The sequence below is a fragment of the Sphingomonas immobilis genome, assembly GCF_030580995.1.
GTDB lineage: Bacteria > Pseudomonadota > Alphaproteobacteria > Sphingomonadales > Sphingomonadaceae > Sphingomonas > Sphingomonas immobilis.
Genome location: NZ_JAUQSZ010000016.1, coordinates 57,381 through 73,768, shown reverse-complemented (window position 1 = coordinate 73,768; position 16,388 = coordinate 57,381). Strand labels below are relative to the sequence as shown.

General features: G+C 68.3%; 16 protein-coding genes. 3 read left to right on the top strand and 13 right to left on the bottom strand.

What is annotated here, in order from left to right:
- Positions 1 to 42: 42 nt before the first annotated feature.
- Positions 43 to 1,089 carry a tRNA epoxyqueuosine(34) reductase QueG gene (gene queG / locus Q5H94_RS19185; protein ID WP_304562865.1) on the top strand — a complete coding sequence of 349 codons (1,047 nt, stop codon included), beginning with the start codon at positions 43 to 45 and terminating at the stop codon, positions 1,087 to 1,089.
- Here the strand turns inward: queG and Q5H94_RS19180 are convergent.
- Both Q5H94_RS19180 and Q5H94_RS19175 read right to left on the bottom strand, forming a co-directional pair.
- A complete protein-coding gene (locus Q5H94_RS19180) occupies positions 1,086 to 1,451 on the bottom strand; it encodes a hypothetical protein (protein WP_304562864.1) in 366 nt (121 codons plus the stop codon). The two genes, queG and Q5H94_RS19180, sit on opposite strands and share 4 nt — an antisense overlap.
- Positions 1,448 to 2,128 (bottom strand): EI24 domain-containing protein, encoded by a 681-nt coding sequence (locus Q5H94_RS19175; protein ID WP_304562863.1) that lies wholly within the window; start codon positions 2,126 to 2,128, stop codon positions 1,448 to 1,450. Before Q5H94_RS19175 ends, Q5H94_RS19180 begins: the two co-directional genes overlap by 4 nt.
- A gap of 177 nt (positions 2,129 to 2,305) precedes the next feature.
- Here Q5H94_RS19175 and Q5H94_RS19170 point away from each other — a divergent pair, with 177 nt between their 5' ends.
- Positions 2,306 to 3,304, top strand: a complete 999-nt coding sequence (locus Q5H94_RS19170) for an adenosine kinase (protein ID WP_304562862.1) — start codon at positions 2,306 to 2,308, stop codon at positions 3,302 to 3,304.
- Positions 3,305 to 3,580: 276 nt separating this feature from the next.
- Here the strand turns inward: Q5H94_RS19170 and Q5H94_RS19165 are convergent, their stop codons facing one another.
- The 3 genes from Q5H94_RS19165 to Q5H94_RS19155 form a co-directional block, all read right to left on the bottom strand.
- The gene (locus Q5H94_RS19165) at positions 3,581 to 3,997 is read right to left on the bottom strand and encodes a DUF7336 domain-containing protein (RefSeq protein WP_304562861.1); all 417 of its coding nucleotides are present in this window, start codon (positions 3,995 to 3,997) and stop codon (positions 3,581 to 3,583) included.
- A gap of 159 nt (positions 3,998 to 4,156) precedes the next feature.
- Entirely contained in the window at positions 4,157 to 6,322 is a 2,166-nt protein-coding gene (locus Q5H94_RS19160; RefSeq protein ID WP_304562860.1) for a sodium-translocating pyrophosphatase, read from the bottom strand.
- 101 nt (positions 6,323 to 6,423) lie between these two features.
- Positions 6,424 to 7,440: a thiamine-phosphate kinase gene (locus Q5H94_RS19155; RefSeq protein ID WP_304562859.1), complete on the bottom strand. Its 1,017-nt coding sequence runs from the start codon at positions 7,438 to 7,440 to the stop codon at positions 6,424 to 6,426.
- A gap of 137 nt (positions 7,441 to 7,577) precedes the next feature.
- Here Q5H94_RS19155 and Q5H94_RS19150 point away from each other — a divergent pair, with 137 nt between their 5' ends.
- The gene (locus tag Q5H94_RS19150; protein ID WP_304562858.1) at positions 7,578 to 9,134 is read left to right on the top strand and encodes a putative bifunctional diguanylate cyclase/phosphodiesterase; all 1,557 of its coding nucleotides are present in this window, start codon (positions 7,578 to 7,580) and stop codon (positions 9,132 to 9,134) included.
- 131 nt (positions 9,135 to 9,265) lie between these two features.
- On the opposite strand, the gene Q5H94_RS19145 is transcribed toward Q5H94_RS19150, so the two are convergent.
- The 8 genes from Q5H94_RS19145 to Q5H94_RS19110 form a co-directional block, all read right to left on the bottom strand.
- Positions 9,266 to 9,433: a DUF4169 family protein gene (locus tag Q5H94_RS19145; RefSeq protein WP_431312198.1), complete on the bottom strand. Its 168-nt coding sequence runs from the start codon at positions 9,431 to 9,433 to the stop codon at positions 9,266 to 9,268.
- A 5-nt stretch (positions 9,434 to 9,438) separates the two neighbouring features.
- Positions 9,439 to 9,900, bottom strand: coding sequence for a transcription antitermination factor NusB (nusB, locus tag Q5H94_RS19140; protein WP_304562856.1), 462 nt, complete (start codon positions 9,898 to 9,900; stop codon positions 9,439 to 9,441).
- 141 nt (positions 9,901 to 10,041) lie between these two features.
- Positions 10,042 to 11,328, bottom strand: a complete 1,287-nt coding sequence (gene hisD, locus Q5H94_RS19135) for a histidinol dehydrogenase (protein WP_304562855.1) — start codon at positions 11,326 to 11,328, stop codon at positions 10,042 to 10,044.
- A gap of 127 nt (positions 11,329 to 11,455) precedes the next feature.
- Positions 11,456 to 12,118, bottom strand: a complete 663-nt coding sequence (gene hisG / locus Q5H94_RS19130) for an ATP phosphoribosyltransferase (protein WP_304562854.1) — start codon at positions 12,116 to 12,118, stop codon at positions 11,456 to 11,458.
- Positions 12,119 to 12,333: 215 nt separating this feature from the next.
- On the bottom strand, positions 12,334 to 12,870 hold the full coding sequence (locus Q5H94_RS19125; RefSeq protein WP_304562853.1) for a superoxide dismutase family protein: 537 nt from the start codon (positions 12,868 to 12,870) through the stop codon (positions 12,334 to 12,336).
- Positions 12,871 to 12,942: 72 nt separating this feature from the next.
- On the bottom strand, positions 12,943 to 13,878 hold the full coding sequence (locus tag Q5H94_RS19120; RefSeq protein WP_304562852.1) for a right-handed parallel beta-helix repeat-containing protein: 936 nt from the start codon (positions 13,876 to 13,878) through the stop codon (positions 12,943 to 12,945).
- Positions 13,879 to 13,965: 87 nt separating this feature from the next.
- The gene (locus tag Q5H94_RS19115) at positions 13,966 to 15,021 is read right to left on the bottom strand and encodes an MlaA family lipoprotein (RefSeq protein ID WP_304562851.1); all 1,056 of its coding nucleotides are present in this window, start codon (positions 15,019 to 15,021) and stop codon (positions 13,966 to 13,968) included.
- Positions 15,022 to 15,201: 180 nt separating this feature from the next.
- Positions 15,202 to 16,359 carry an HD-GYP domain-containing protein gene (locus Q5H94_RS19110; RefSeq protein ID WP_304562850.1) on the bottom strand — a complete coding sequence of 386 codons (1,158 nt, stop codon included), beginning with the start codon at positions 16,357 to 16,359 and terminating at the stop codon, positions 15,202 to 15,204.
- Between the last annotated feature and the right edge of the window lie 29 nt (positions 16,360 to 16,388).

The window sequence follows — 16,388 nt, the reverse complement described above, 5'->3', positions numbered from 1 at the left end:
CAGGGCTTCGACAAGCTCAGCCCGAACGGGATATGGTGAGGCGTGAATGCCTCGATTTCCCTCGAAACGCGATTGAAGGCGAAGGCGGCGGAGCTGGGCTTTGCCGCGTGCGGGATCGCGCGTGCCGATGCCGCGCCGCAAAGCGCCGACCGGCTGCACGCGTGGCTGGCACAGGGGATGCACGGCGACATGATCTGGATGGCGGAGCGCGCGCATCACCGCGAGAGCCCGCGTGGCCTGTGGCCGGAGGTGCGCAGCGTCGTGTCGCTCGGCATGAGCTATGCGCCGGCCACCGATCCGCTCGCGCTGGCGGGGGAAGGGGAGATCGGGCGGATTTCGACCTATGCGCAGGGGGCGGATTATCACGACGTCGTGAAGCGCGCGCTGAAGGCGCTGGCGCGGTGGCTGGTGGCCGAGGCGGCGGGCGTGGACCTCAAGGTCTTTGTCGATACCGCGCCGGTGATGGAGAAGCCGCTGGCCGAGGCCGCCGGGCTCGGCTGGCAGGGCAAGCACACCAACCTCGTCAGCCGGGAGCATGGCAGCTGGCTGTTCCTCGGCGCGATCTACACGACGCTCGATCTTTCGCCCGATGCGGCGAGCGGGGGAGCCTGCGGATCGTGCGATGCGTGCCAGAAGGCGTGCCCGACCGACGCCTTTCCCGCGCCGTACCGGCTCGATGCGCGGCGCTGCATCTCGTATCTTACGATCGAACATGCCGGGCCGATCCCGGTCGAGTTTCGCGAGGGGATCGGCAACCGCATCTATGGTTGCGACGATTGCCTGGCGGTGTGCCCGTGGAACAAGTTCGCGGAAAGCGCCGCCGCCAATCGGGCGTTCCTGCCGAGGGCGGAGCTGGCCGCGCCGTCGCTGGCCGAGATGCTGGCGCTCGACGATGCGGGATTTCGCGCGGTGTTCGCCGGATCGCCGATCAAGCGGATCGGGCGCAACCGGATGGTGCGCAACGCGCTGATCGCGGCGGGGAACAGCGGATCGGTGGCGCTGGTCGAGCCGGTGCGGCGGTTGCTCGGCGATTCCGATGCGGTGGTGGCGGAGGCTGCCGAGTGGGCGCTGGCGCGGCTTGAGGGCTAATGTTTGCGGCCGACCTGCAAGGCCCCAACGCAACTGGCCCTGTCGATCGGGCTACCGTCGGGCTGGCGCGCGTCGACATAGCTGACGGTCGGCTCGGCGCGGCCCTTGGGGTAGAGATAGGCGTCGAGCACGCAGGTGGCATTGCCGTACTGGAGTTTCCGCGCGGGCCCCTCGCGGATGTCGGCGACGGGTGCGCCGAACAGGCTGGTGAGCGCCGGCGCGGTCTGGCCGATGACGCGGTCGAGCAGAGCGCCGCCCCGCTGGACGGGCACGGCCGAGACGGCGGCGGGCGGCGGCGTGCCGTCGCCGGTGCAGGCGGCGAGGGCGGCGGCGAGGCCGAGGATCGCGAAGGGAAATCTCAAGCGGCGGCCTTTCGGTGGAACAGATGCGTCGCCATCGCCGCGCCGAGCACGGGGGCGATCAGGTTCACGACCGGAACCATGAACAGGCCGGTGCCCGCAAGCCCCAGCACGAAGCGGCTGCCGGCGCTCGTCCTGCGCCAGCCCCGCATCGCCTCGGGCGCGACGTGGCGGACCGCGACCATCTCGCCGAGATCGCGGCCGAGCAGCCAGCCGTTGACGACGAAGAACAGCAGCGCGGTGCCCACGCCCGTCACCAGCAGCACGACGTAGAGCGGCAGGATGACGAGGTTGACGAGGATCGCGCGCGCCGCCGAGCCGAGGCCCAGCGCAAGCGACCGTCCGAAGCCGACGTGCCGCGCGGCGGTGAGGGCTTGCGGGTAATGTTTCGCCTCGACCGCGACGACGATCTCTTCCGCGAAGATGCTCATCACGGCGATGGCGACGGCGCGGAACAGCAGCCAGCTTGCCGCCACCGCGCCGAGCACCGCGAGCGCCCCGGCGAGGTGGCCGGTCCCCGCGCTCGCGCCCCACGCCACTGCGATCCGCTCGGCGGCGAACCACGTGAGGCCGCCGAGGGCGACCAGCAGCACGATGGTCAGCGCCAGCGATTTCGCCAGCACGCGCAGGAAGGCCGGGTCGCCGAGCTGACCGATCGAGAGCAGGAAGGCGCGGATCATGGGCGGATCGTGCGGCGTGCGGGCTGGCGGGTCAACGCAAGGTTGCGTCGTGAGCGGCGGAAACCTAGGACGCCACCAGCAGCCCGTTCGTGCTGAGCGAAGTCGAAGCACGTGCTCGGAACACGCCCTTCGACTTCGCTCAGGGCGAACGGCATTTTTCGTGTCAGGAGCACTCCCTTGCCCAATCCCAAATATGACGTCGTCGCCATCGGTAACGCCATCGTCGACGTGCTGTCGCAGTCGGACGACGCCTTCATCGTCGAAGCGGGGATGACCAAGGGATCGATGGCGCTGGTGTTCTCGCCCGAGGAGGCCGACGCGCTCTATGCCAAGATGGGTCCGGGCGTGGAGGCGAGCGGCGGGTCGGCGGCGAACACCGTCGCGGGCGTCGCGGCGCTGGGGGGCAAATGCGGCTTCATCGGCCAGGTGGCGTCGGACGAGCTCGGCACGATCTTCGCGCACGACATCAAGTCGGTGGGGATCGACTTCACCACGCCGGCGCGCGACGGCGAGCCGACGACGGCGCGCTGCCTGATCTTCGTGACGCCCGACGGCCAGCGGACGATGAACACCTTCCTCGGCGCGTCGCAGTTCCTGCCCGAAAGCGCGCTCGACCTCGGCATGATCGCCGATGCCGCGATCCTCTATCTCGAAGGTTATCTGTGGGATCCCGAGGAGCCGCGCGCAGCGATGCGCGCCGCGATCGAAGTGTCGCGCAAGGCAGGCCGCAAGGTCGCCTTCACGCTTTCCGACGTGTTCTGCATCTCGCGCCACGGCGGCGATTTCCGCAAGCTGATGGCGGACGGGCTGATCGACATCATGTTCGCCAACGAGGCCGAGCTGTTCGCGCTGATGGAGACCGAGGATTTCGACGCGGCGGTGCAGGCGGCGGCGGCGCAGGTGCCGATGCTGGTGGTGACTCGCAGCGAGCGCGGCGCGATCGCGGCATCGGGCGGCGCGGTGGTGGCGGTGCCGGCCGAGCCGATCGAGAAGGTGGTCGACACGACCGGCGCAGGCGATCTGTTCGCGGCGGGTTTCCTCGCCGGGCAGGCGCAGGGGCGCTCGATCGAGGATTCGCTGCGCATGGGCGCGATCTGCGCGGCGGAGATCATCTCGCATTACGGCGCGCGCTCGCAGGCGGACATGAAGGCGTTGGTGGCGGCGAAGTTGGGGTGAGGCACCCGCGCAAAAGTGATACGTTGCTTGACAGATTGACACCTGAATCGAAAATGTCCGGGTCGATCGTTTCCGAAATTGCACCGATCGGGTGTGGAAAGTCACACTAAGGTCACACTGACCCGACCCTCCCGGCAGATGCGGGAGCGTTTTCGCGAGAGGTGAGCCGACGATGCGAAAGAGCGGCGGCGACTTTCGCAGACGGGCGGCGTGTAGGACAGCGGAATGTCCGCTTTGGGTGGAGAGCGGACTTTCGACTGCGGTGCGCAAACGCCCTTAAGCGCGAGACACGGCAACGAGTGCTTCACCGTTTTCATCCTCCTGAACGTCGCATTGCACGATTGTTCCGGGTGGATACCGCCAGATTTCATCCTCTGGCATCGGTCCGATAACTTCGAAGGTGCCATCGGTAAGCAATTCTGATTGGACGGCGCTCAATTTCTCAACGCCGTCTTTTTCTACCGGGATTAAAATCCCGATCAGCCGGACAAACCCCTCTTCCCAATGATCGCGGTCAAGTTCGTATTCCCCGATTTCGAATCCGGCAGGATAATCTCTAAAGCCCGGTTGCAATGAAAGCCGCGCAATCGCCCGCTCCGCGCTGGAGCGGCTTCGATAGACGCCGATAAGTTTGGCATCGTCTCCAAACTCGTCGTCTTCGCGGACATGATGCAGAAGGTAAACTTGCTCCATCAGTCCATCGTAATCCACCGCGCCGATGTCCGCTATGGGTCGAAAGCCGTCAGGAGGCTCTACGCAAGAACGGCGTGGCAAAGCCACGCCGTCGTCGGCCGGATCGGGCGCGACTTACGCGCTCCTGTCCGCCGTCCGGTCGCGCTTGCTGAGCTTTGCTCAGCCTGCGCCGGCGGCCGCGAGGGCCGCCAGCAGCAGCAGCGCGACGATATTCGTGATCTTGATCATCGGGTTCACCGCCGGGCCGGCCGTATCCTTGTAGGGATCGCCGACCGTATCGCCGGTCACCGCCGCCTTGTGCGCCTCCGAGCCCTTGCCGCCGTGATTGCCGTCCTCGATATATTTCTTGGCATTGTCCCACGCGCCGCCGCCCGAGGTCATCGAGATGGCGACGAACAGGCCGGAGACGATCACGCCGAGCAGCATCGCGCCGAGCGCCGCGAAGCCCTCGGCCTGGCCCGCCACGCCCGCGATGATGAAGTAGACGAGGATCGGCGACAGCACCGGCAGCAGCGACGGCACGATCATCTCCTTGATCGCCGCCTTGGTGACGAGATCGACGGTGCGGGCATAATTGGGCCGGCTGGTGCCCGCCATGATGCCCGGATCGTCGCGGAACTGCGCACGGACCTCCTCGACGACGGCACCCGCCGCGCGGCCCACCGCTGTCATGCCCATCGCACCGAAGAGATAGGGCAGCAGCGCGCCGAGCAGCAGCCCGACGATGACATAGGGGTTGGAGAGCTGGAAATCGACCGTCAGCGACGGGAAGTCGCGGCCGAGATCCGACGTATAGGCATTGAACAGCACCAGCGCCGCGAGCGCCGCCGAGCCGATCGCATAGCCCTTGGTCACCGCCTTGGTGGTGTTGCCGACTGCGTCGAGCGCGTCGGTGCGGTGGCGGACGTCATCCGGCAGCCCCGCCATCTCGGCGATGCCGCCCGCATTGTCCGTTACCGGGCCATAGGCGTCGAGCGCCACGACCATGCCGGCCTGCGCCAGCATCGCGGTCGCCGCGAAGGCGATGCCGATCACGCCCGCGAGCTGATAGGCGACCACCACCGCGACGACGATGACGAGCGTCGGCAGCGCGGTTGATTCGAGGCTGATCGCGAGGCCCTGGATGACGTTGGTGCCGTGGCCGGTCTCCGATGCCTTGGCGATCGAGCGCACCGGGCGGAAATTGGTGCCGGTGTAATATTCGGTGATCCACACCAGCAGCCCGGTGACGGCGAGGCCGATCATCATGCACCAGAACAATTTCATGCCGGTGATGGCGCCCGCCGCCGTGCCCGCCACGGCCTCGGCACTCGCGCCGCTGCCGTCGAGGAAGGCGTTGCCGCCGATCGCCGCGTGCATGTCGCCGAGGGTATATTGCGTGGCGAAATAGATTGCCGGGATCGACAGCACGACGCTGGTCCAGAAGCCCTTGTAGAGCGCGCCCATGATCGAGCCGCTGGAGCCGAGGCGGACCATGAAGGTGCCGAGGATCGAGGTGAGGATGCACACGCCGCCGACGATCAGCGGCAGCGACATGATGGCGAGCAGGTGATCGGCGTTGCGCAGCGCGAGCGCGACCGAGATCATCGTCACGCCGATGGTGACGACATAGGTTTCGAACAGATCGGCGGCCATGCCGGCGCAGTCGCCGACATTGTCGCCGACGTTGTCGGCGATGGTGGCGGGGTTGCGGGGATCGTCCTCGGGGATGCCCGCCTCGACCTTGCCGACGAGATCGGCGCCGACGTCCGCCGCCTTGGTGAAGATGCCGCCGCCGAGACGCGCGAAGATCGAGATGAGCGAGGCGCCGAAGGCGAGCGCCGTCAGCGCCTTGACGACGACGGGCGCGCCCGCATTCGCGCCGTCATGCCCGGCGAGATAGAGGAAGGTGCCCGAGATCGACAGCAGGCCGAGCCCCGCCACCAGCAGGCCGGTGACGGCACCCGAGCGGAACGCCATCGTCAGGCCGCCCTGCAGCGAGGTGCGCGCGGCCTCCGCCGTGCGGACGTTGGCGCGGACCGAGATGTTCATGCCGACATAGCCCGCCACGCCCGACAGCACCGCGCCGAGCGCGAAGCTGACGGCGGAGACCGGCGTGCCGTGATTGTCGAGGAAGAACCACACCAGCACCAGCACGACGACGCCGACGATGGCGATGGTGCGATACTGGCGGCCGAGATAGGCCTTCGCGCCTTCCTGAATGGCGGCGGCGATGTCCTGCATCTTCTCGTTGCCCGCGGGTGCGCGGAGGACTTGCTGGCTGGTAAGCACGCCGTAGATCACGGCAATCAGGCCACAGATTATGGCAGCATAGACGATCGTCATGCGTATCCTTCCCCTAGTGCAGGGCGGATGATGACTGCGTGGCCTCTCCCGTCCCTATCTGCGCTCAAGCGTATATGCGCGAATCGGGCGTGGCAACCCGCTTAGGCGCGGTGCTGGAATCCGGGCGAATCCGGCAGCGGGACGGGCGATCCGGCGTGGGTGAGCGCGATGCCGGAGCCTGCGCGGAAGCTGCCGATCCGGGTGGCGGGTACGGGCAGCGCGAGATCGGTAGCGGCGGCGAACAGCAGTTCGTAATCGTCGCCGGCCGTCGCGGCGGCGAGGCGCGCGGCGAGCGCGTCGCCCCGGAAAGTGCGATAGCCGGGCGATAGCGGGATCGCGGCGAGATCGATTGCGACGGCGAGGCCGCTTGCCTCGGCCATGCGGCGCGCGTCGATCACCACACCGTCCGACACGTCCATCATGGCATGGACGAGCGGCGCGAGCGCGCGGCCCTCGGCAAGGCGCGGCTGCGGGCGGCGATAGGCGGCGAGCAGCGCGGCGGGGCCCGGCTCTCCGCGCGCGACGGCGAGGCCCGCACCCGCATCGCCGATGCTGCCGGTGACGTAGAGCGCGTCGCCCGCCTGCGCGCCGGTGCGGGGCGGGGCGGCGGCGTCCTCGCCGATCGCGGTGAGCGTAAGGACGCGCGGGGCGGCGGGCGGGAGGGACACGGTATCGCCGCCGAGCAGCGGAGTTTCGAAATGCGCGAGCGCTTCGTGGAAGCCGGCGAGGAAGGCGTCGTCCCAGCCGCTTTCTTCTAAGCCCCTCCCCTTTTGGAGAGGGGTTGGGGTGGGGCGGGCCGTGAGCGACGGTCTCGGTGAGACTTCCCCCACCCCCAACCCCTCCCCTGAAGGGGAGGGGCGTTTTGGGCCGCGCAGCGGATAGTTGAGCAGCACGCCCGCGGGCCGCGCGCCCTTGGCGGCGAGATCGGAGAGATTGGTCGCGATCAACTTCCACGCGACATCGCCGGGCGGATCATCCGCGAGGTAATGCACGCCCTCGACCAGCGTATCGGTGGTGAGGACATAGGGTCCGAGCCGCGCGGCATCGTCGCGCAAGGCCAGCGCGCCGGAATGCAGCGGCAGCGTGCGCAGGCGCTCGAGGAATTCGGCTTCGGTCACGAAAGCAGTCTTAGGGGCAAACGCGGTTTGCCAAAACGGCAACTATCGTTCTCATTGCGAAACGGCCCGAACCCGACGTTAACCAGAGCAGGCGTACGAGAGACGCGAAAATCTCCGAGTGGGAACGTCGCGCCACCATGACCACCATCCTGACCTTGCTGCTGCTCGCCGCCGCCGTGTGCGCGGGCGGGACGATCGCGGCGCTGCATCTCGTGCGGCGCGGTGGCGCGGGGTGGCTGGCGCTCGCGGTGGCGACGGCGGGGGCGGCGCTCGGCTGCGCGGGCTATGCTTTTGCGGCTGCGTTCGGCGCCGTGACGGTCGATCCGGTGACGGCGCTGATCGTCGCGGCAGCCGGCATGCTGGTGATCGCGGGCGGCGGCTTCGCCTGGCTGGTCGATCACAAGGGCGAGGCGCCGGTCGCGCTGGCTCGCATGGCGGACATGCTCGACCGGGCCGCCTTCGAGCAGGATCTTGCCCGCGCGATTGCAGAGGCGGATGCGGCGGGCACACAGGTCGCCATTGCCGCCGTCACGGTGGATCGCTTCGAGGGGATCGTCGCATCCTACGGCCAGCGTTTCGGCGATCTGGTGCTCGGCGCGATCGTCGCGCGGCTGGCGGGAGCCCCGTTGACGGACGAGACGTTCGCGCAGTTCGGCGCTGCCGAATACGCGGCACTGACGCGCTTCGCCGACCGTACTTCCATGCTCGACATGCTGCGCCGGATCGAACTCGCCTGCACCGCGCCGGTCGAGATCGAGGGCGTGAGCGTCGATGTGCATGCCATGATCGGCGTCGCGATCTTCCCGCAGGATTCGCGTGCGGCGACGACGTTGCTCGACCATGCCGTGCTCGCGCGCCACCGCGCCACGGCGGACGCGCCGGTCTGCTTCTACGATGCGCCGCTCGACGCGCAGATGCGCGAGCAGCGCGCGCTCGCCGCCGACCTGAAGGCGGCGATCGCGCGCGGCGGCATCGACGTGCTGTATCAGCCGCAGGTCGACATGAGCGACGGAACGATCATCGGGTACGAGGCACTGGCGCGCTGGCCGCATCCGCTGCGCGGCGCGATCCCGCCTGCCGACTTCATCCCGATCGCCGAACGTCACGGTCTGATCGGCGAGCTCGGCGACTGGGTGCTGGGACGGGCCTGTTCGGAGGCCGCGCGGTGGAATTTCCCGTGCAAGGTCGCGATCAACGTGTCGCCGCAGCAGCTTGGCGAGGCCGATTTGCCGGCGCGCATCCACGAGGCGCTGATGTTCTCGGGCCTGCCGCCGCGGCGACTGGAGATCGAAGTGACCGAATCGGTGATCGCCGCGAACCGCGCGCAGGCGCTGCATGCGCTCCGCCAGTTCAAGGCGCTGGGCGTCGCGGTGGCGCTCGACGATTTCGGGACCGGCTATTCCTCGCTGGAGGTGCTGGGCTCGTTCCCGTTCGACAAGATCAAGCTCGACCGCAGCTTCGTCGCGAAGATCGAGGGCAACGATCAGGTGCTGGGCATCGTGCGGGCGGTGCTGGGGCTCGGGCGGACCTTCCGCATCCCGGTGCTGGCGCAGGGGATCGAGACGGAAGCGCAGTACAGGATCCTGCGTGCCGAAGGGTGCGCGATGGGGCAGGGATACCTGATGGGGCGTCCGGGCGCTAACCCGATGCCGGTGGTGGACGGGCCGAGGGCAGCGGTGCGGTCAGCGGCTTGAGGCTTCCGCAAACACCCCGTCACCCCGGACTTGTTCCGGGGTCCAACGGGCGGCGAACGCTGCGGTTGAGCCTCTTTCGGTGCGTGCGCGGCACCTTGGACCCCGGAACAGGTCCGGGGTGACGATGGAGCTCAGGGCTCGCGTTTTGCGCCGTCGAGAGCGCGCTCGGACTTCACCTGTTCCGCCGCCGTGGCCGCCTTCTCCGCCTTGGTGCGGCCGAAGGCGATGCGGTTGGCGTCGGCCTGGAGCGTGGCCTCGGCGCGGCGCTTCGCTTTGCGCACGCGGCTGAGGTTGATCACCTCGCTCAAGCCGAGCGCACCGACTTGGCGATGCCGTCGAGCAGGCCGTTGACGAACCCCGCCTCGCGCTTGTCGAAGAAGGCGTGGGCGACATCGACATATTCGCTGATGACGGTGCCGACCGGCACGTCGACCCGCGCGAGCAGTTCGTAGGTGCCGGCGCGCAGGATCGCGCGCATCGATTTGTCGAGCCGCTCCAGCGTCCAGCCGGTCGAGAGCTTCGCCTTGATCGCGGCGTCGATCTCGCCCGCGCGCGCGGTCGCGCCGGTCACGACATCGTCGAAGAAGGCGATGTCGGCCTCGGCATATTCGACATCCTCGATCGTCGCGCCGAGGCGGTGATTGTGGAATTCGTGCAGCAGGCGCGGGACGGGGGTGCCCTCCATCTCGTGCTGGTAGAGTGCTTGCGTGGCGGCGAGGCGCGCGGCGGCGCGGGCCTTGGATCGGGCGGCGGTACGTTGGGACATTCGGGGGCCTTTAGCGGAGGTTCAAACTTTCGTCACCCCGGCCTTGAGCCGGGGCCTATCGTGCCGCACGCGCACCGTCCGAGCCTCTTGCCGGCGCGTTCGCTGAGGGATGGGCCCCGGCTCAAGGCCGGGGTGACGATGTCAATCGAGCCGCAGCGCCACCGATTTCGCGTGCGCGGGCAAACCCTCGGTCTCCGCCAGCGCCACCGCTGCCGGCCCGATCGCCGCGAGGCTGGCGGGGTCGAGTTGCAGGAAGCTGGTGCGCTTCATGAAATCGAGCACCGACAGGCCGCTGGAGAAGCGCGCGCGCCGCCCCGTCGGCAGGACGTGGTTGGGCCCCGCGACGTAATCGCCGATCGCCTCGGGCGTATGGCGGCCGAGGAACACCGAGCCGGCGTGGCGCACGCGGTCGAACAGCGCCTGCGGATCGTCGCAGGCGAGTTCGAGATGTTCGGGCGCGAGCCGGTCGACGAGCGGGATCGCCTCTTCGAGCGACGCCGTCACGATGATCGCGCCGTTCGCGTCCCAGCTCGCGCGCGCGACCTTGGCGGTGGAAAGTTCGCCGATCTGTTCGTCCACGGCAGCGGCGACGGCGCGTGCGAAGTCGGCATCGTCGGTGAAGAGGATCGACTGACTGGTCGGGTCGTGCTCGGCCTGGCTTAGCAGGTCGGCGGCGATCCAGTCGGGGCGGTTCCTGCCGTCCGCGACGACGACGATCTCGCTGGGGCCCGCCACCATGTCGATGCCGACGAGGCCGTAGAGCTGGCGCTTGGCCTCCGCGACCCAGGCGTTGCCGGGGCCGGTGATGACGTCGACTGCCGCGATTCGGCCCGTGCCGTAGGCGAGCGCGGCGATCGCCTGCGCGCCGCCGACGCGCCACACCTCGTCGACCTTCGCGACATAAGCGGCGGCGAGGACAAGCGGGTTGACCTCGCCATTAGGGGTCGGCGTGACCATGGCCAGCCGCTCGACGCCCGCAACGCGCGCGGGGATGGCGTTCATCAGCACCGACGACGGATAGGCCGCGCGGCCGCCGGGGATGTAGATGCCCGCCGCCGCGATCGCATTCCAACGCGCGCCGAGGCGGACGCCGGCGGCGTCGGTCGTGTCGCTGTCGGCGGGGCGTTGCTTCTCGTGATAGGCGGCGATGCGCGCGGCGGCGAGATCGAGCGCCTCGCGCAGGGCGGGGTCGAGCGCCTCATAGGCGGCGCGCCATTCGGACTTTTCGATGCGCCAGCCGGTTTCGTTCAGATCGTGCTTGTCGAACTTCTTGGTGAAGGCGGCGAGCGCGGCGTCGCCCTCGTCACGCACGGATGCGACGATCGTGCGCACGTCGCGCGCGACGTCGGCATCGACCTCGCGCCGCGCGTTGACGAGCGCGGTGAAGTCTCGGTCGAAGGCGGGATCGGAGGTGGAGAGGCGGATCACGACTTGCGCCCCTCCCCTTCAGGGGAGGGGTTGGGGGTGGGGCAGTGCCGCAAAAGCTGATCTCGGCGAGACTGAGACGCCCCACCCCAACCCCTCCCCTGAAGGGGAGGGGCTTTTTCCACGGCGTTCACGCCGCCACCTCTTGTGCCACCGCCTGCCGGAAGCGTTCGACCAGCGGCACGATCTCCGGCCGCGTCTTGAACGCGGCGCGGTTGACGACGAGGCGGGAGGAGACCTGCGCGATCACCTCGACCTCGACCAGCCCGTTCTCCTTCAGCGTGCGGCCGGAGGAGACCAGATCGACGATGCGCGGGGCGAGGCCGAGCAGCGGCGCCAGTTCCATCGCGCCGTTGAGCTTCACGCATTCGGCCTGCACGCCGCGCGCCTCGAAATGCGCCGCCGTCACGTGCGGATATTTGGTGGCGATGCGGACATGGCTCCAGCCGCGCGGATCGTCGCGCTCGGCGAGCGCCGCGGGCTCGGCGACCGAGAGGCGGCAATGGCCGATGCCGAGATCGACCGGCGCGTACAGCTCCGAATAGTCGAATTCGGAGAGCACGTCCGAACCCACGATGCCGAGCTGCGCCGCGCCGTGCGCCACGAAGGTCGCAACGTCGAAAGCGCGCACGCGGATCAGGTCGATGCCCGGCGTCTCGGTCGCGAAGCGCAGCGCCCGGCTGTCCTCGTCGCTGAACGCGGCCTCGGGCACGATGCCGGCGCGCTTCAGCAGCGGCACCGCTTCGGAGAGGATGCGCCCCTTGGGGACGGCGATGATGATCGGATCGCTCATGCTGGCGCGGCCTTACTTGGCGGTGTGGGGCGGCGCAAGGAGAGGGGATGATACGGCCATTTCCTCTCCCGCTTTCGCGGGAGGGGCAGGGGAGGGTATTCTTTTCGATGCGGAGACGAAAGAAGACCCTCACCGGCTCCGACTAGGGCCGCGTGAAGAACGCGACCCAAGTCTACGCAGCCTCTCCCGCGAAGGCGGGAGAGGGTAAATGATCGCTAGCTTGCCGCGAAGATTCCACACGCCACGCGGCCGCCGCTGTTGCCGCTCGGGTCGGTCATCAGATCGTCGGGCTTGGCGTGAATGACGAGGGCGGAGCCGTCGGCGTCGAGCAGACCGGCCATCGTCGCGCCGGGGATGGTCACGCCGATCGTGCCCTTGCCGTCCGCGCCGATGACGAGGTTGGGCATGTCGCCCTCGTGCGGGCCCTTGGGGTTCATCGATCCGTGCATCATGCCCGTCGGGTTCCAGTGGCCACCGGCGCTGGCGAAATCGGGGCCGTCGCATTTGCCGGTGGTATGGACGTGTGCGCCGTGGGTGCCGGGGGCGATGCCCATCGCGTCGATGGTGAAGCGCAGGCCGCCCGCCACCTCGGTCGCGGTCGCGCGGCCGACGTCGGCACCGTCGGCGGTGCGCAGCATTGCGGTCGCGCGCGCGCCCTCTGCCAGCGGCGCGCCGGTCTGCATGCCGTCCTCCTTGCACGCGCCCAGAGCCAGAGTGGCGGCGAGCGCCGTCCCGATGATCGCGATCCGCATGGAGCCTCCTATGATTGCGCAGCCGCAACGCTGGACGCTAACCAGCGGTGGCGCAACCGGTTCCGGCGAAAATCAGCGCGTTTCGAAAGGCCGGATGCCCTTGCCGAGGCTGTTCGCGCCGATCGCGAGGCGTTCGTGGCTGTAATCGGCGACGAAGGCGGGGCTCCGCGTCTCGCCAGGGGCGAGGCTGGCGGTGTTGCCCTCGACGCGCAGGCCCGCCGCGCTGTTCTCGCGCACTTCCGCGGCGACGACGACGAAGCCGGTCCAGTTCTCCTTGTTGCGGCCCTGCACGAAGGTGTTGCCCTGGATCGTGCCGGTCGCGCCGTTGGGCAGGTCGATCATGTAGTTGGTCTTGGTGCCCGCCGTATCGTCGAAGCTGTTGCTGACGATGCTGACGCGAGGCCCGCGCACCTTGATGTAATGGCCGCCGCGTCCGCGTTCGAAGCGCGAGTTGGTGACGGTGACGGGCCCCTTGCTCTCGAGGTAGATCGAATGCGCGCAGCTCGGGCTCTCGTCGCACTGGCCGAGGCCGGAGAAGGTGGTGTGATCGATGGCGATCCGCATCGCCTCCCCCGCGCCGCCGAGGATGCCTTCCTGGCTGTCGAGGAACATCGAGTTCCTGACCGTCAGGTCGCCGGTCTCGATGCGCACGCCGGCACCATTGCCGTCGCCGACGCGGATGCCGCGGAAGATGAGGCCGTCGACGGTCGATGCCTTGCCGCGCAGCACGAGCACCGCCTTGTCCTCGCACGCCGTGCCTTCGAAGATCACGCTGCCCGGCGCGCCCGACGGCTTGAAGACGATATGTCCGGCCTGCTGGATGGCGCATTGGCGGTAGGTGCCGGGCGCGATCAGGATCGTCGCGTCCTGCCCGCGGATCGACATCAGCGCATCCTGCAGTGTGCCGAAGCTCTGGCCGGTTTCCTGCACGGTGAAGGGCCCGCCCCCCGATTGCGCCGCGACGGGCGCGGCAAGAGCGAGCAAGGCGATGGAAAGCAGACGGCGCATATCGGGCAAGCTCCTGTAAGCAGGAGGCGAATGCGCGGGTGGCGGCCGCTTGTGAAGGCGAATTGAGGGTTAACCCCTCCTCGCGCCTTAGCGGGCGGCGGACAGTTTCAGCGGCCGCCATGCGGGCGGCGCGGGGACATTGGCGACCATCATCACGCGCGGCGCGGGCTGCGTGATCGAGGAGATCGGCTTGGCCTGCGGCGGTGGCGTTCCCTGCGGGCCCGGAGCCTGCGGCGACAGCGGCGTCGCCGCATAGGGCTGGCTCGGCGTCAGGCCGTGGCGGATCTGCCAGGCGCGGCTGTGCAGGCTGTTGATCTGCGCCTCGCGGTCCCGGAAATAATCCTCGCGGCGCTTCGCATACGGATCGGAGCCCTGGTAGAGCGCCTGCAGCCGCTCGTCGAACTGCGCGCGGTTGTCGAGCGTGCGGAACACGCCGACCGGCAGGACATAATAAGGCTTGTTGAACGGCTTGCCGATCGCGAGCGGCAGCGCGAAACGATCGAGCGTGGTGCCGACGAGATCGCGCAGCGTCGTCGGGCCGACCACCGGCAGGAATAGGTACACGCCGGGCTTCACGCCGTAATAGCCGAACGTGTCGGCGAACCCGTTCTGGTAGCGGCGCAGGCGGAACGGCTTCTTGCTGGCTATGTCGAACAGGCCGCCGATGCCGATCGTCGAGTTGATGACGAATCGCGCGAGCGTGTGCGCCGCCTTGCCGATCCGGTGCTGCAGCATGAAGTTCACGAAGATCGTCGGGCTCTGCAGGTTGTTGAGCCCGTTGCGGATGCCGTTCGAGATCGGTTGCGGCACGATGCGCGAATAGGCCATCGCCACCGGCCGCAGCGCGATGGCATCCACCTTCATCGTGAATTCGAACATCTTGGTGTTGAACGCCGCGAGCGGATCGCCCTGATGCCCGCGCACGACGATGTCGGGCGCGTCGGAATCGGGCGGCGCGCTGTCCTGCGGGCTTTCCTGCGGCGGGGCGGCGGCGACCAGCGCTGCGGGTGCTGCAAGCGACGCGCCCGCAGCATCGGGTGCGCTGACGGCGGGGGCGAGGCCTTCCATCACCGGCACGTTGCGGTCGTGATTCGCCGGCACTCCGCTGAGCGCGAGCGTCAGGGCAAAGGTCGTCGTGCTCATACGGCCAACAGTCTCAAGATACGCGAATACACGGCCGTCACGGCGGCCAAGGGAACGGGCATTCTGTAATTCCCCCCGGAATCATTCTGATACGTCACGTTGCAGAGACGTCGTCAACCGGCCCTATCCACACCTGCAGTGTAAATGTCATGTAAAATATTATGGCTGTCCAAGTACAGCCTAGGCAGCGGCGGCCCGGCGCTCTTCCAGAAAAGCGAAGATGCTTGCCTTGGTGGCACCCCAGTTTTCGAATCGCCAGAAGCTCGGCAACTCGGCGCTGACGATCGCATCGGTCACGCCGTCGGAGATGCTGAGCGGCAGCGGGCGGTTCGATGCTGCGCAGTGGAACACGACGACGCCGAGTCGCGGAACGGCGGCGCGGTCGACCGGATCGGCGGGATCGAGCGCGACGATCAGGCCGAGGCGTTCGCTGGCGAGGCGCACCAGCGTGCCTTCCGACAAGGGCCCGATCATGCGGGTGAAGGCGGCGAGCACGCGGCGATCGAACTGCCCCTCCGTATCGCGCATCCACGCGATCGCCTCGCCCTGCGTCCAGCTCTTCTTGTACGAGCGTGCCGAGGTGACGGCGTCGAACACGTCGCACACCGCACCCATCCGCGCATACAGGCTGAGCGCGTCGCCGGAGATGGCATAGGGGTATCCGCGCCCGTCGATCCGCTCGTGATGATGGCGGCAGACGTCGAGAATGATTTCAGACTTGATGCCCGCATGACGGAGCAGTTCGTGCCCGCGCACGGTGTGCGTGCGCACCACCGCGAATTCCTCGGGCGTCAGCGGGCCGGGCTTGTCGAGCAGCAGGTTGGGGACGCGCGCCTTGCCGATATCGTGCAGCAGGCCGGCGACGCCAATCTCGTGGATCAAGGCCTCGTCGAGATCGAGTTCGTGCGCGAGGCAGACCATCAGGCCGCACACCGCGATCGAATGGAGATAGGTATATTCGTGGCGCGCCTTCAGCCGGGTGACGGCGGGAATGGCGGAAGGGTCGCGGATCACCGAGGCGGCGATCGCCTCGACCAGCGGGGTGAGGCCGTCCATCTTGAGGGTCTTGCCCTCGCGCAGATCTTCGAACGCGCCGATCACCTTGGTGCGGGCGGCGGCAACGATTTCCGCCGCGCGGCGGCGTTCCTCGGCGGGGGTGCCCTTCTTGGCGGTCTTGTAGAGGCGGATTGTCCGCTCGCGCTTTTCAGGCGCGGGCGCCGGGGCTTCGGGCGCGACATCCGCTCCGCGCCAGTCCGATTCGAAGATTCCCGTATCGACCCCGCCTGCCCCGAGCGCACGGTGCGTCGCTGCCAGCTCTAGGGGGAATGGGCTCTCCATGACGAAACGTTGCTACCGCGGAACGGTTA